Source organism: Pseudoxanthomonas sp. SE1, assembly GCF_029542205.1.
Lineage (GTDB): Bacteria > Pseudomonadota > Gammaproteobacteria > Xanthomonadales > Xanthomonadaceae > Pseudoxanthomonas_A.
Window position 1 is genome coordinate 591,973 of sequence record NZ_CP113783.1, and the last position, 14,650, is coordinate 606,622.

Below are 14,650 nucleotides of genomic sequence, written 5' to 3' on the forward strand. Positions count from 1 at the left end.
GAAAACACTTTCGCAAGTTCTTCGGAAGCGGATTCGTGGAGATTTCGGCGGGTTTTCCGCGCAATTTCCTGCCGCATCGGTCGTGTTCCGGCACATCCACTGCTCCTGTTGTGCAAAGTGGAACGACCGATGGAGCAAACCTTGTGGGGGGATCGCGGACAAGTGGTCCGTGCCGATGCCGCCGATGGCCAGGATCCGAACGGCTGCGTCGCGGTCTCGCGGCTGGGCGCCGTGCAGGCGGGCGCTGACGTATTCAGCGTGTGGGTGCAGTTGCGCGGCACCTCATGGGTGGAAGCCAAGGAAGGGCGTTTCCGGCTGCGCCGGGGCCACTGGATCGCGCTGGAGCGCGATTCCAAGCCGCTGGTGCAGAGCGACCGCTACGGCCTGTGCCTGGGGGTGGCGCTGAGCGCGGACGCGCTGCGCGCGATGGCGCGATTCGCCGACAGCCCCCTGTATGCCGGCCGTGGGCGGTTGTCCCGGCGCGATGCGTTGACGCTGCTGCGCCTGTGGCGCGCAGTGTCCCGGCACGCACCGCAAGGTCCGGATTTCCTCGCGCTGCGTCCCTTGCTGCTGCATGTGGTGGCCATCCAGCAGGAGTTCTCCGACTACATCCAGCGTTGCCCGGGGCGTTCACGCAGCCGCAAGCGTCAGGTCTTCGGTCGCCTGCAGCGCGCCCGTCTCTATCTGGAAGGCAATTGCGACCGCGTGGTGCGGATCAGCGAACTGGCCGAACTGACTAGCTTCTCCAGCTGGTACTTCTCGCGCACCTTCTACAGCCTGTACGACGAAAGCCCACAGGCGGCCGCGGCACGGATGCGGCTGGAGCATGCGGCCGAACTGCTGCGCAACACCTCGATGATGGTGGGCGAAGTCGCCGCGGCATCGGGTTTCGACAATTGCTGCAGCTTCGCCCGGGCTTTCCGTGCGCGCTTCGGAACCTCGGCGAGTCGGTATCGCATCGCATCGACTGCGTCGAGGACAGACTCGGCAAAGTCATCGGCCCTCGTGCGCAAAGCGGCCGTGAAGACTGGAACGTAAGTTTGCAAGGCGTTTTAACACGCCCATAACGCAACACGTTCCCCTGAGGAGAGATTCAATGAACCATCGTAGTCCGCGTCGCGCGATGCGGGTCGGCTTGCTGCCGGCCGGCATTGCCATCGCACTGGTCCCGGCGTTCGCCATGGCGCAGGAAACCACCGATGCGCCCTCGAGCACCACCACGCTCGATCGCCTCGAAGTCACCGGCTCCCGCATCCGCGGCGCCGACATGGAAACGCAGCAGCCGATCATCACCATCGCGCGTGAGGACATCGAGAAGCAGGGCTTCACCTCGGTGGCCGACGTGCTGCAGAACCTGACCTCCGCCGGTTCCCCCGCGATCGCGCGTTCCGAAGCGCTGGCCTCGGGCGAGAACGTGGGTGGTTACTACGTCGACATCCGCAACCTGGGCGCGACCCGTACCCTGGTGCTGGTCAACGGCCGTCGCCTGGGCGCCACCACCGGTGGTTACCAGGATCTGAGCCAGATCCCGATGTCGGCGATCGACCGCATCGAAGTGCTGAAGGACGGCGCGTCCGCCATCTACGGTTCCGACGCGATCGCCGGCGTGGTAAACGTCATCACCCGCAAGCGTTTCGAAGGTGCCGAAGCATCGGCCTACATCGGTCAGACCGGTGAAGGCGACGGCGACACCAAGCAGTACTCGTTTACCGTGGGCTCGGCCAGCGACCGTGGCGGCGTCACCCTGTCGGTCGAGTACTCGAAGGAAGATCCGATCTCCGCCGCCGACCGCTGGTTCTCCAAGGACGGCAACGCGGGTCCGGCCTATCCGGGTTCGGGCTGGAGCCCGATCAGCCAGAACGGCTCGTTCTGCGATCCCTGCTCGCCCGCGGCATCCGCCGTGTGGTGGACGCTGAGCGAGGGTGGCGATCCGGCCAACCGTGCCGACTACCGTGTGCACACGGCGGATGACAACGCGAACGCCAACCAGCAGATGTTCCTGTCCACGGGCATCGAGCGTCGTTCGGTGTTCGTCAACGCGAACTACGACGTGACCGACAACATCACGTTCAACGCCGACGTGCTGTACAACCACCGCTCCACGCAGCAGCAGATCGCCGGCTATCCGTACCAGTCCGCCGCGTTCGACACGCCGCTGTCCGCCGACAGTGCGTTCAACCCGATGGCGGGCGACACCACGTTCCGCCGTCGCCTGTGGGAGATGCCGCGCACCACCGACAGCGAGCTGGAAACCTATCGCTTCGCCGGTGGCTTCGCCGGCTTCTTCGACCTGGGTGGCAAGACCTGGGATTGGGATGTCGGTGCGCTGATCAACCGCAACCAGTCGACCAAGCGCGCGCGCGGCGACATGAGCCTGATCGCGTCGCGCCAGGCGCTGGGTCCGTCGTTCATCAACGCCGACGGCGTCGCCCAGTGCGGCAGCGCGGCCGATCCGACCCCGCTCTCCGATTGCCGTCCGTGGAACCCGCTGCTGCCTTACGGCGTCGCCGGCCCGGGCTCGCTGTCCGATCCGGACCTGCAGAAGTTCCTGTTCCCGTGGTTCACCGATACCGGCCTGACCCGCACCACCAGCTACACCGCCAACCTGGCGGGTACGTTGTTCGAGTTGCCGGCCGGCGATCTGGGCATCGCGGTGGGCGTCGAGCACCGCAAGGAGCAGGGCCGCTTCGTGCCGGACGCGTTCGCGCAGTCGGGCCAGAGCACGGGTCTGGGTGCGACCACCACCGAGGGCGACTATTCGGTCGATGAGTTCTACGTCGAGCTGAACATCCCGGTGCTGGCCGACATGGCGTTCGCGAAGGAACTGACCTTCAACGTCGCCAGCCGCTATTCCGACTACAGCAACTTCGGCGACACGATCAACAGCAAGTTCGGCTTCACCTGGCGTCCGATCGACGAACTGCTGGTCCGCGGCACCTATGCCGAGGGCTTCCGCGCGCCGACGATCGACAACCTGTACGGCGGCATCGGCACCAGCTTCGAGAACTACACCGACCCCTGCGGCGTCGGTGCGGTGAACAGCGTCAACGGCAACGCGGCATGCACAGGCGCGGGCGTTCCGCTCGGCTACGTGCAGCTGGGCCAGGGCCTGGTGCCCTGCACGACGTATCCGTGCGCCACGCCGGACCAGTTCATCACGGGCTCCAATCCTTCGCTCGTGCCGGAAACGTCCAAGAGCAAGACCATGGGCCTGGTATGGTCGCCGCGCTGGGTGGAAGGTCTGGACATCTCGCTGGACTGGTACCGCTACGAGCTGACGGACATGATCATCTCGGACAGCGTGGACCGCATCCTGCGTGACTGCTACGTGCTGGGCAACAGTGCCCGTTGCGAAGGCATCGTGCGTGCGGACGATGGCCATATCACCAGCCTGTTCTATGGCCTGGCCAACCTGGGTTCGATGGAAACCGAAGGCTTCGACCTGGGCGTGAAGTACGCCCTGCCGGAGCAGTCGTTCGGCAAGATCGCGTTCGACTGGACCTCGTCCTACACGAGCGTCTACGACGAGGAAAGCGAGAACTCGGCCGGCGAGAAGATCATCGTGGGCAACGTGGGCAACTCCGGTATCTTCCGCCTGCGCTCGAACCTGGGCGTGGACTGGTCGCTGGGCGACTTCGCGGTCAACTGGACGGCCCGTTACTACTCGGGCATGAAGGAAAGCTGCGTGCCGGCCCGTCCCTGCACGGATCCCGACCACATCGCCAATGGCGAAGAGGATGCGATCCGCCGCGTGGGATCCAACACGTTCCACGACCTGCAGGTCAGCTACAAGGCGCCGTGGGATGCCACGATCGCCATCGGCGCCAACAACGTGTTCGACCACAAGGGTCCGCTGATGTTCTCGAACTCGGCGTACCGCCACAGCGACTTCGCGTACTACGGTGGCTTCGATTTCGATCGTTACCTGTACGTCAAGTACACCCAGCGCTTCTGATCTCCGGATCGACGCGTCTGCTTCACCACGACGGCCCCGCAAGGGGCCGTCGTTCTTTGCGGGCACGGCAGCGTGGCGGCGGTTGGTATCATCCGGCGTACCGATCACCGTCCCGTTCCCGGGGCCTTGCCGAGATCCGCACGACCCCATGAAGCTGCCCGCCCCCTTCATCCAGCTGCCCGTTGCCTTCGACGCCGAGGCGTTGGCGCGCGAGGTGCTGGCGATCGACGAGGCATGCTGGCGGTCCCATCCGGGCGGGATCCCCGGCAACAGCGCGCTCGCGCTGATCACCACGGAAGGCGATCCCGACAGCGACCAGGTCACGGGACGGATGCGGCCCACGCCTTCGCTGGCGCGGTTGCCATACCTCATGCAGGTACTGGAATCGCTCGGCGCCACGTGGGGGCGTTCCCGGCTCATGCGTCTCTCGGGGCAGTCCGAGGTCACCGGGCATGTCGACATCAATTACTACTGGCGTGAACACATGCGTGTACACGTGCCGATCATCACCACGCCCTCGGTACGTTTCCAGTGCGGCGACAGTGAAGTGAACATGGCGGCGGGCGAGTGCTGGATCTTCGACACGTGGCGTCACCACCGGGTCCTGAACGAAAGCAGCGAAACGCGCATCCACCTGGTGGCCGATACGGTGGGCGGCGTCGCGTTCTGGGACCTGCTGGAGCAGGGCAGGACCCCGGAGCGGCGCGAGCCGGGTTGGGCGCCACGACGGATCGCACCGATGCAGGGCCACCAGGCGACGCTGGACTATGAATCGTTCAACGCATCCGACGTGATGACGCCGTGGGAGCTTCGCGAGTGCATCGGCTTCCTGGTCAACGACGCTGAGCGCACCCCACAGGTGCCAGCGATCCATGCGCTGCTGATGCGTTTCGCGCGCCACTGGCACGGCGTGTGGGCCTGCCACGGCAACCAGGTGTCGGGACTCCCGCATTTCAGGGCGCTGCTGAAGGACACCCAGGAAAAGCTCCTGCAGGCGGGCGTTGCACAGGTCCGGCTGCAGAACGGACTGGGACTGCTGGCGGCGTTGAAGGCGCACATCTTCAGCATGGCCCTGGCTGCCGATGTCGATGAGTCCGCGCGTCGCGATCCGCATGGCGCCAAGCCTGCGGCAACGGACAGGCAGGCGGGCAGCGGCACCCGGATGAACGCACGGAAGCTCGATCAGCCGGTTTTCATCGTCAGTCCGCCGCGTTCCGGTTCCACGCTGCTGTTCGAGACACTGTCCGGTGCGCGCGACGTATACACGATCGGCGATGAAAGCCATCAGCTGATCGAGGGTGTCGAGGGCCTGGCACCCGCGCAACGCGGGTTCCACTCCAACCAGTTGGGGCGTGTCGATGCCACGCCGACGGTCGTGCAAGTGTTGCGTACCCGGTTCCTCGACGCGCTGCGTGATCGCGAGGGCAACGTACCGGATGAAGGCGCGACGATCCGGATGCTGGAGAAGACGCCGAAGAACGCGCTGCGCATTCCGTTCCTGAAGGCGGTGTTCCCCGACGCGAAGTTCATCTACCTGCATCGCGATCCGCGGCAGGTCTGGGGCAGCATGATCGACGGATGGCAGTCCGGCAGGTTCCGCATGTACAACCTGCCCGGCTGGCAGGGGCCGGCATGGTCGTTCCTGCTGACGCCCGGCTGGCAGGCGTTGGACGGAAAGGAGCTCGGGGAGATCGTGGCGAGCCAGTGGGAAACCGCGACGCGCCTCATGCTGGACGATCTGGATGCGCTGTCGCCTGCCGACTGGGTGTCGGTCGACTACGGATGCTTCGTGCAGGACCCACAGCGGGAGGTGCTGCGCCTGAGCGAATGGGCCGGCTGGTCGTGGGACCGCGAACTCGGCGGACAGCTGCCCCTGTCGCGCTACACGCTGACGAAACCCGATCCGGGCAAGTGGCGACGGCATGCGGCCGACATCGAGCCGCGCCTCGTGCAGTGGAAGGCCACGATCGAACGCGCGGCACGCGCCGCGGGTCTCTGATCGCAGGAAGAAAAAAGGCCGCCCCTGGGGCGGCCTTTCTTGTCGATGCGCGCGGGAGCACTCAGAACTTGTGCTTCTCGTCTTCCGGCTGCGCGGCCTGGCGGGCGATGGCGTCCACCAGCACGGCCTTGGCTTCGGCGGCGTTGCCCCAGCCGTCCAGCTTGACCCACTTGCCCTTCTCCAGGTCCTTGTAGTGCTCGAAGAAGTGGCCGATGCGCTCCAGCCAGTGCGGGCTGACCTGGTCGATGTCGCTGATGTGGCTGTAGCCCGCGAACACCTTGTCCACCGGCACGGCCAGCAGCTTCTCGTCGCTGCCGGCCTCGTCGCTCATGCGCAGCACGCCGACCGGGCGGCAGCGGATCACCGAACCGGGGATCAGCGGCAGCGGCAGTACGACCAGCACATCGGCCGGGTCGCCGTCGCCGCACAGCGTGTGCGGCACGTAGCCGTAGTTGCAGGGGTAGCGCATGGGCGTGGAGAGGATGCGGTCGACGAAGATCGCGCCGCTGGCCTTGTCCACCTCGTACTTCACCGGCTCGGCGTCCTTGGGGATCTCGATGATGACGTTGATTTCGTCCGGCGGGTTCTTGCCGGCGCTGACCAGATCCAGGCCCATTGCGTGCTCCGAGGGGGTGGGGTGAAAGAGGCCGGCATTTTACGCGCTTGGCTGCTGCGGCGCAGCAGGGACCGGGCCGGGCTGGCCGGCCGTCGGCGCGGAAAGCGTGATTCAGGCTGTCCTTCAGCTTGCCGGGCCTAGAATCCGCCGCCCATGCACCCGCTCCGACGCGCCGCCGGCTTCCTGCTGACGGTGCTGGCCTTGGCCAGCACCGAGGCGGGGGCGCGCACGGTGTATCGCTGTGTGCAGGGCGGGACCGTCAGCCTGGCCACCGCGCCGGAGCCGGGATCGAAGTGCACGGCCAGGGAGATCGACGACAACGCCGTCAGCACGCCCAACCTGTGGGGCGCGATGGGCGTCTTCAGCGGCACGCTGTACGAGCGCGATCAGGATGGCCAGAAGGTGTACTCCACCCGCAACCTGCCGGGCTCCACGCCTTACCTGAAGTTCACCGTGCAGACGCCGCCGGGCGAACCGGCCCATCCCGGCCTGGGCCGCGTCGGCAAACCGCGGCTGGACCGCTATCCCTCCGAATTCAAGACGGCTGCACGCCAGACGGGGGTCGACGATGCCTGGCTGCGTGCCGTGGCGCATGCCGAGAGCGATTTCGATGCGAAGGCGCTGTCGCCGAAGGGCGCGATGGGCGTGATGCAGCTGATGCCGGACGTGGCGAAGGAGTACGGTGTCGCCGACCCGTATTCCTCCACCGAATCGATCAACGCGGGCGCGCGCCACCTGCGTGGGCTGATGCGTCGTTACAAGGGCGACCTGACGCTGGTCGCGGCCGCCTACAACGCCGGCATCGGCACCGTGTCGCGCTACGGCGGCGTGCCGCCCTACGCGGAGACGCAGGAATACGTGTCCAAGGTCACCGCGTTGTACGAGCTCTATCTGCGGGCGTTGGGACGCAAGCAGGCGCCGGAGCGACCGGCGCTCTGAATCCGCCGCGTGCCCACCGCGCGTCGGCGCGTCAGCCCTGGTTCGGATTCTTCACTCACTGCTTCCCCATGGCGGTCTAGCGTAACCCCCACGGCCGACCCTTCCGCGCCGGCCAGGAGAACGCCATGAAGACGCGACGCGTGTTCAGCGCCCCGGACATCGATACGGCCGAAGCCGCGCTGCATGTCGCCCTGCACCTGGGCATCCGTCCCGATCACGCCTCCCTTGTCGGGCGTCCCGACATCGAGATGACGCAGATGCCCGATGCCGACAAGGAAGGCTCGCCGACCGACTTCATGCCGGCGGCAGTGCGCGGGCTGGTCGGGGGCGCGGTCGTGGGCCTGGTCATCGGCTTGCTTGCCATGGCCGTCCCGGCAGTGGGCATTCCATGGGTGGCGGTGCTGCTGTGCGTGGTGGTGGGCGCGACCGTGGGTGGCTGGGCGGCGGCGCTGGCCGGCTCCTCTGTGCCCAGCGAGGTGCGCCGCGACTATCGCACCGAGATCGACGCCGGCAAGGTGCTGGTCGTGATCGATGATGAAGACGAACGCCTGCTCGAACGCGCAAGCCAGGCCATCACCGCGACGGGGACCCAGCGCCTGCAGCTCGTGCACCATGGCCTCCTGCATTGAACCTGCGGGTCCCGGCGCGGGTAAGATGCCGTCATTCACCCGGAGGCAAGCCCATGCAGCGTTGGTTGGCGATGATCTGCTCGATGGTGATCGCGGCGCCCGCCGTGGCGTCTGATGCGGTCTGGGACAAGTACGGTGCCGACATTCCCGCCGATGCGGTGGTGCCATCGGCACAGGCCCTGGCACAGCCCGCAGCGTATGAAGGCCAGGCGCGCGTCTTCAGCGGGCGTGTCGTCGATGTCTGCCAGAAGAAGGGCTGCTGGGTGATGCTCGAGGACGACGGTCATGGCGCGCGCGTGCTGCTGGGCGATCACGATTTCTACGTGCCCAAGGACGTGCGGGGCGATGCGCAGGTGCACGGCGTGCTGTCGCGGGTGACATTGTCGCCGGCGGCACGCGACCATACCGCTGAAGAAACCAGCGCAGGAACCGCGATAGCCGAGGTCGAGTACCGCATCGTCGCCGACGGCGTGCAGGTCCGCGTGGACGAACCCGACGCTTGACCTGCGGGTGTCAGCCCAGCAAGTGCTCCGATGGAATGACGTGCTGCCCCGGCACCGCATCCATGGCCGCATCCAGCAGGGCCTGCGCCACGCGTTCCGCAGGCACGATCCTGTAGCGCTTCGGCAGGGCCGGATCCAGCGCGCCCAGCACGCGCAGCGCCCAGCGTTCACCGGTCCGGCGCTGCGTGCGATCGCCACCCAGCAAGCCCGGACGCAGCAGGGTGAGTGACGCGAAGCCGATCCCGGCAAGCGCATTCTCGACCTCGCCCTTGGTGCGCGAGTAGAAGATCCGCGAACCCGCATCGGCGCCCATCGCCGACACCAGCGCGAAGGACTGTGCACCGTGTGCATGGGCGTGGCGTGCGATCATAAGTGGATAGTCGTGATCCACGCGGCGGAATGCGTCCTGCGAGCCCGCAGCGCGGATCGTCGTGCCCAGTGCGCAGGCCACGGCATCCACGCGCCACCACTCGGCATCACGGGGCAGCGTGTCGAAATCCACCACCGGATTGAGCAGTTTCGGGTGTGGAGGGAGTGGTCTTCGCGTTGGCGCGACCACCTGATGCACCTGAGGGGATGCCAGTGCGAGCTGCAGGGTGGCCTGTCCGACCAGGCCGGTCGCGCCGGCCAGCAAAAGACGACCCATGTGAGGCTCCCGTTGCGGCAGTGGCGCCATCATGCCAGCCCTGCGCGGGTGCCGGACCGCATCGGTTAACCTGTTGCATCAGGCGCCGTCTCGCGCCGGGGAATGCCCGTCCATGCACCGCCACAAGACTCCCGCCACTGCATCGTGCGTTCCGGCAGGTCGCGCGCGATGAACCTGCCCCTGCACTACGGTGTGCTCGGCGCCATCGAAGCGGGCCTGATCGCTTTCGTCCTCGGCGTGCTGTGCTTCCTGTTCTGGAACTGGCTGAGCACCAGGATGCGCTGGTCGATGGGGCACACCGTCGGTTGGGCCTGCGTCTCGGCCGTGGTCATCGGTGCCGGGGTGGACAGCTGGAACATGTTCTACCTGGGCATTTCGAAACTGGAGTCTCCGCTGTATGCGCGGCTGGCCTTGCAGGGCATCCACGATCCCGAGTCGCTTGGCTCGCGCGTGGTGCTGGAGATCGCCGGCGCGTTGAGTGGCGTCGCCCTTGGTTGGCAATGGTTCAGCAAAAAAACGCCGGATTGAACCGCGGGAAAAAGCGCGCGGAAAACGAATAGCTAACGGCAAACAATGCGCGGCGTCACGCATTCCACGCACGCCTGACAAGGCGATCACGGCTCACTAACACCGGGCTAGCCGAAGCCGATCCGCCTGTGGTTAAGCGTGCGTGCACGTTCATTTCAACGCGCCAGTTTCGTTCAGAAGCGGCGTTGCAAGGTGGGGCCGTGCGCAATCGGACGCACTCCCACAGAACGGAGCACAGACATGACGAAGAACAACCGCAAGCCGCTGATCGCACTGGTCGCCTTGAGCGCCGCGCTGGCCATGCCGCTGGCGTTCGCGCAGGAAAAGACCGAGGACGCCGCGACGCAGCAGGGCCAGACCGAGCCGACCGCCGAACAGGCGACCGGCGCGGCGACCCAGGACCCCACCCAGAGCACGCAGTCCGCAACGCAGGCCAAGCAGGGCTGGGCCGACGTGGATATGGACGGCGACGGCGCCATCAGCAAGCAGGAGGCCTCTGCCAATGCCGGCCTCAGCCAGGTCTTCGACCAGGCCGACGCTGACGCGGATGGCAAGCTCACCGCCGACGAATACAAGGCGTTCGTGAGCAAGAACTACGGCGACCAGCAGAAGTAAGCCGGCCCGTCGCACCGGGTCGATCGCGGCGCCATGACGCCAGCGCGTGACCCGCCGGGAAGGGCGGCCTGTCGTGCCGCCCTTTCTCTTCCGGAGGGAACCCGATGACGAGGAGAGGTCCATGAACACGAAGACGCTGTCATGCCTCGGTGTGCTGACCGCAGCCATCGCGCTGATCGCTGCGCCGCTCGCATATGCGCAGGAGATCCCGCAGCGAGGCGAGGAACGATCGTCGCCGCAGGCGAGCCCGGCACCTCCCACGGCGCCGGCACCGCGTCCGTTCCAGGAGCTGGACCAGAACGCGGATGGTGCCATCAGCAAGGACGAAGCCGCTGTCGACCCGCCGCTGGCGCAGGTCTTCGGCACGCTCGACAAGGATGCTGATGGCCGCCTGACACCCGAGGAGTACGCGGCCTATGCGCAGCAGGGAAATCCCTGAGGTCGCGTGCCCATCCCATGAACCATGCTGCATGGAGGAACCCATGAACAATCCGACCCATAAATTGACGCTGGGCCTTGGCCTTGCGCTGCTCAGCGCGGGCCTCATGACGGCCTGTGGCCCCGAGCCGGAAGAGATGCCGCCGCCCAGCGCGCCGGAGCCGGTGGAAACCACGCCGCCCACCGACAACGTGGTGCCGCCATCTCCCACTCCGACCGATCCGGCCGTACCGCAGACCGATCCGAACCTGCCGCCACCGGCCAATCCCAATGCGCCGGAAACCACGCCGCCCGCCGACGACAGCACGCCGCCCGCCAGCAGCGGTGGGTAGTGCACGACGCAGCGGCGTCCTCCCGTAACGCCCCACGGCCGCCATGTCGCATGGCGGCCGTTTCATTGATGGCTGAGCGGGCTGCTATCCTTCGCGGCCTTCGTTGGGAATGCAGGGCAGGGGTCCGATGGCGCGCATCCGATGGGTCGGTTTCGACGGCGACGACACGCTCTGGAAGAGCGAGGATTACTACCGGCGGGCCGAAGTCGATTTCGAGGCCATCCTCGGCACTTATGTGGACCTCGCCGATGCACGCACGCACCAGCACCTGCTGGACGTCGAGCGTCGCAACCTGAAGATCTTCGGCTACGGCGTGAAGGGCATGACGCTGTCGATGCTGGAGACCGCCATCCAGCTGACCGACGAACGCATCAGCGCGCGCGACCTGCACCGCGTGATCGAGATCGGGCGTGCCACGCTGCTGCATCCGGTCGATCTGCTGCCGGGCATCCGCGAAGCCGTCGAGCGCATCGCCGCCGACCACGAGATCGTGCTGATCACCAAGGGCGACCTGTTCCACCAGGAAGCCAAGATCGCGCAATCCGGCCTGGCCGACCTCTTCCATCGCATCGAAGTGGTATCCGAGAAGGACGAGCCGACCTATGCGCGCGTGCTGCGCGAACTGGAGGTCGAGCCGTCGAGGTTCGCGATGGTCGGCAACTCGCTGCGGTCGGACATCGAGCCCGTCCTGGGGCTCGGCGGCTGGGGCATCCACATGCCGTACCACGTGACGTGGGCGCTCGAGGCCGAGCATGGCGTGGCCCACGATGCGCCGCGCCTGCGGGTGGTGGAGAACGCCGGGCAGTTGTCGGATGCGCTTGCGACGATCGAATCGGTACCGGATGCCTGAATGCGCCCAGCGAAGGCCATGGTCGTGGGGCACAATGGCGCCGTGAAGCGCGCGCTGCCCACCGTTGCCTTGCTGGTCTGCCTGTCGTACGCACTGTGCGCGCCCGTCGCCGCACAGGAGGCTACGGCCTACGCCCCCGCCACCGGCGACGCCTCGGTGGATCGCCACCTGGCGGACATCAACGACTACGCCAGCCGCTACCCTGCGTCCTTCGCCGACGAGATGGCGCGCTACTACACCGTGCCGCGTGCGTACGTGGAAGCGATGCAGCAGCAACCGGACTGGACCGCTGGCGACATCTTCATGGCCTGCGCGCTGGCGCAGATCGTGGGACAGCCATGCCGCGCCGTCGTGCGCGAGTGGTCGCGCGACCACGAAGGTGGGTGGAAGGCGGTCGCCGGCCGCCTGCAGGCCGAACCCGGCACCGCGCGGTACCGGCGTCTGCGCAGTGCGCTCGCAGCCACGTATCGCCGCTGGGACCGGCCGGCACCTGCAAGCGGGAAGTAAGCGGAGAGGAGTGAGGAGTGAGCGAAGCACGCCTTTACTCACTCCTCACTCCTCTCCACTCACTCCTGCTTCTTCCCGTACATGATCAGCAGCACAAGGTCGTCCTCGCCGTGCTGGCGGATGGCGTGCGTGCTGCCGGGCCGGGTCAGCATCGCGTCACCGGCGCGTACTTCCCGCGCCTCGCCATCCAGTTCGTAGATGCCGCTTCCACTCAGCACGTAGTAGATCTCGTCCTTGTGGTGCTGGTGCAGGCCGATGCCGGCGTCCCGGCGCAACACGCGCTTGCGGAACTCGAAGCCGAGCGCGGGTGCTTCCCTGAAGAAGGGATACGCGGTCGTGTCGCCCGCGCCGCCGTGCGGCCCCGGCTGTTCCATCGCGATGTCGCGCTCGTGCACGATCAGCGATGGATTCGCCTGGGCCTTGCGATCCGCGAGCGCGGTCGCGGGTGCACCGCAGTCGGTATCGCGTTTCACGTGGGCCGCGAGCGAGCGGTCGAGCTGTTTCCATCCTGCCACCACCAGGCAGGCCACCATCACCGCGCCCCGCTGCTGGAAATGGGTGTCGTCCCGCTGGCCCTGTGCCGGCACATGCATGAAGTACGCCTTGCTGGCCTCGTCGCCCGCCGCGCGCAGCCAGTCCATGCTGGCGGCCGACAGGTCGATCAGGCCCACGTTCTCCCGCGACGCAAGATCACGCACCGCCTGCGCGTACAGCCCGTGCGTGTCCAGCAGTTGTCCATGATCGAACTTGCGGCGCGCGACCGGCGTCACCAGGATCGGCGTGGCGCCCTTCTCGCGCGCCAGTTCGACGTAGCGCATCAACCACCCGGGGAACGCCTGCCGTGGTTCGTTGTAGCGCGTGGGATCTTCGATCTTCTCGTCGTTGTGGCCGAACTGGATCAGCAGCACGTCGCCGGCACGCATCGCCTTCGCCATGCCGTCGAACCAGCCTTCGGAGACGAAGCTGCGCGAACTCCGCCCGCTCTGGGCGTGGTTGCGGACCACGTAGGCATCGTCATCCAGAAAGCCCTGCAGCTGCTGGCCCCAGCCCTCGCGCGGCGCACGCTCGGGGCCGTAGTGGCTTGCGGTGGAGTCGCCGGCGATGAAGACCTGGCGGGGGGGGGCGGCGATGGCCGACACGCAACAGGTGAAAAGCATCACGATGACAAGCGGGCGCAACATCGAGGATCTCCTCAGCCCGTTCCTTGTGGGAGCGACGTCAGTCGCGATGATGCATCCGGATGTCCGCTTCGCGACTGACGTCGCTCCCACAAAAGCCTTTGCGAAGGCACGCGTCAGCGCGCCAACCAGCCACCATCGACGGGAATGACGGCGCCGTTGACGTAGTCGGATGCGCGCGACGACAGGAACACCGCGGTGCCACCCAGATCCGACGGTTCGCCCCAGCGGGCGGCGGGAATGCGGTCGAGGATTGCCTTGTTGCGGTCTTCGTCCGCGCGCAGCTGCGCGGTGTTGTCGGTGGCCATGTAGCCGGGCGCGATGGCGTTGATGTTGATGCCCTTGGCGCCCCATTCGTTGGCGAGCAGGCGGGTGATGCCTGCGATGCCCGACTTGCTGGCCGTGTACGACGGCACGCGGATGCCGCCCTGGAACGACAGCATCGAGGCGATGTTGATGATCTTGCCGCTGCCCTGCGCGATGAAATGGCGGCCCGCGGCCTGGGACATGAAGAACGCGGACTTGATGTTCACGTTCATCACATCGTCCCAGTCCTTCTCGCTGAAATCCACGGCGTCGGCGCGACGGATCAGGCCCGCGTTGTTGACCAGGATGTCCAGTCCGCCCAGGCCGTCGACGGTTTCCTTCACCAGGCGCTCGACCGGGTCGATGCTGATGAGGTTGGCTTCCAGGTTGAGGAAACGGCGACCGAGGGCGCGCACCTTCTCGCCGGTTTCCGCGGCTTCCACGATGCCAGCCGCGGCGATGTCGGCACCGGCTTCGGCCAGCGCCACGGCGATGCCCTGGCCCAGGCCGGTGTTGGCGCCGGTGACCAGCGCGATCTTGCCTTCAAGACTGAACGGATTGCTTGCCATCGTGGATTCCCTCGGTGTGGTGCGCTTCTGGTAGAGCGGA

16 protein-coding genes are annotated in these 14,650 nt (G+C 66.7%); 12 read left to right on the top strand and 4 right to left on the bottom strand.

Annotation, left to right across the window (positions count from 1 at the left end; genetic code table 11):
- Positions 1-129 precede the first annotated feature (129 nt).
- The 3 genes from OY559_RS02715 to OY559_RS02725 all read left to right on the top strand — a co-directional run bounded on the left by OY559_RS02715 (position 130) and on the right by OY559_RS02725 (position 5,954).
- Entirely contained in the window at positions 130-1,038 is a 909-nt protein-coding gene (locus OY559_RS02715) for an AraC family transcriptional regulator (protein ID WP_277728591.1), read from the top strand.
- Positions 1,039-1,096: 58 nt separating this feature from the next.
- Positions 1,097-3,955, top strand: coding sequence for a TonB-dependent receptor plug domain-containing protein (locus OY559_RS02720; protein ID WP_277728592.1), 2,859 nt, complete (start codon positions 1,097-1,099; stop codon positions 3,953-3,955).
- 148 nt (positions 3,956-4,103) lie between these two features.
- Positions 4,104-5,954, top strand: coding sequence for a sulfotransferase (locus OY559_RS02725; protein WP_277728593.1), 1,851 nt, complete (start codon positions 4,104-4,106; stop codon positions 5,952-5,954).
- A 61-nt stretch (positions 5,955-6,015) separates the two neighbouring features.
- On the opposite strand, the gene ppa is transcribed toward OY559_RS02725, so the two are convergent.
- Complete coding sequence (gene ppa / locus OY559_RS02730) at positions 6,016-6,570, bottom strand: inorganic diphosphatase (RefSeq protein ID WP_055937232.1); 555 nt, start codon at positions 6,568-6,570, stop codon at positions 6,016-6,018.
- 153 nt (positions 6,571-6,723) lie between these two features.
- Between ppa and OY559_RS02735 the strand changes: the two genes are divergently transcribed.
- The 3 genes from OY559_RS02735 to OY559_RS02745 all read left to right on the top strand — a co-directional run bounded on the left by OY559_RS02735 (position 6,724) and on the right by OY559_RS02745 (position 8,641).
- Positions 6,724-7,509 (top strand): lytic transglycosylase domain-containing protein, encoded by a 786-nt coding sequence (locus OY559_RS02735; RefSeq protein WP_277728594.1) that lies wholly within the window; start codon positions 6,724-6,726, stop codon positions 7,507-7,509.
- Between the two features lie 125 nt (positions 7,510-7,634).
- Entirely contained in the window at positions 7,635-8,138 is a 504-nt protein-coding gene (locus OY559_RS02740; RefSeq protein WP_277728595.1) for a DUF1269 domain-containing protein, read from the top strand.
- Positions 8,139-8,191: 53 nt separating this feature from the next.
- Positions 8,192-8,641, top strand: a complete 450-nt coding sequence (locus OY559_RS02745; protein ID WP_277728596.1) for a DUF4920 domain-containing protein — start codon at positions 8,192-8,194, stop codon at positions 8,639-8,641.
- Between the two features lie 10 nt (positions 8,642-8,651).
- Here OY559_RS02745 and OY559_RS02750 read toward each other — a convergent pair whose 3' ends face one another.
- Complete coding sequence (locus OY559_RS02750; protein ID WP_277728597.1) at positions 8,652-9,287, bottom strand: Rossmann-fold NAD(P)-binding domain-containing protein; 636 nt, start codon at positions 9,285-9,287, stop codon at positions 8,652-8,654.
- Positions 9,288-9,455: 168 nt separating this feature from the next.
- Here OY559_RS02750 and OY559_RS02755 point away from each other — a divergent pair, with 168 nt between their 5' ends.
- The 6 genes from OY559_RS02755 (at position 9,456) to OY559_RS02780 (ending at position 12,557) form a co-directional block, all read left to right on the top strand.
- Entirely contained in the window at positions 9,456-9,815 is a 360-nt protein-coding gene (locus tag OY559_RS02755; RefSeq protein ID WP_277728598.1) for a hypothetical protein, read from the top strand.
- Between the two features lie 240 nt (positions 9,816-10,055).
- Positions 10,056-10,430, top strand: coding sequence for an EF-hand domain-containing protein (locus tag OY559_RS02760; RefSeq protein WP_277728599.1), 375 nt, complete (start codon positions 10,056-10,058; stop codon positions 10,428-10,430).
- Between the two features lie 121 nt (positions 10,431-10,551).
- Positions 10,552-10,869 (top strand): EF-hand domain-containing protein, encoded by a 318-nt coding sequence (locus OY559_RS02765; RefSeq protein ID WP_277728600.1) that lies wholly within the window; start codon positions 10,552-10,554, stop codon positions 10,867-10,869.
- Between the two features lie 43 nt (positions 10,870-10,912).
- Positions 10,913-11,200, top strand: a complete 288-nt coding sequence (locus tag OY559_RS02770) for a hypothetical protein (protein ID WP_277728601.1) — start codon at positions 10,913-10,915, stop codon at positions 11,198-11,200.
- A 127-nt stretch (positions 11,201-11,327) separates the two neighbouring features.
- Positions 11,328-12,050, top strand: a complete 723-nt coding sequence (locus OY559_RS02775) for an HAD family hydrolase (protein ID WP_277728602.1) — start codon at positions 11,328-11,330, stop codon at positions 12,048-12,050.
- On the top strand, positions 12,051-12,557 hold the full coding sequence (locus OY559_RS02780) for a hypothetical protein (RefSeq protein ID WP_277728603.1): 507 nt from the start codon (positions 12,051-12,053) through the stop codon (positions 12,555-12,557).
- A gap of 59 nt (positions 12,558-12,616) precedes the next feature.
- On the opposite strand, the gene OY559_RS02785 is transcribed toward OY559_RS02780, so the two are convergent.
- Both OY559_RS02785 and kduD read right to left on the bottom strand, forming a co-directional pair.
- Positions 12,617-13,738: a GDSL-type esterase/lipase family protein gene (locus tag OY559_RS02785; protein ID WP_277728604.1), complete on the bottom strand. Its 1,122-nt coding sequence runs from the start codon at positions 13,736-13,738 to the stop codon at positions 12,617-12,619.
- A 113-nt stretch (positions 13,739-13,851) separates the two neighbouring features.
- Positions 13,852-14,610, bottom strand: coding sequence for a 2-dehydro-3-deoxy-D-gluconate 5-dehydrogenase KduD (gene kduD, locus OY559_RS02790; protein WP_277728605.1), 759 nt, complete (start codon positions 14,608-14,610; stop codon positions 13,852-13,854).
- Positions 14,611-14,650: the final 40 nt, after the last annotated feature.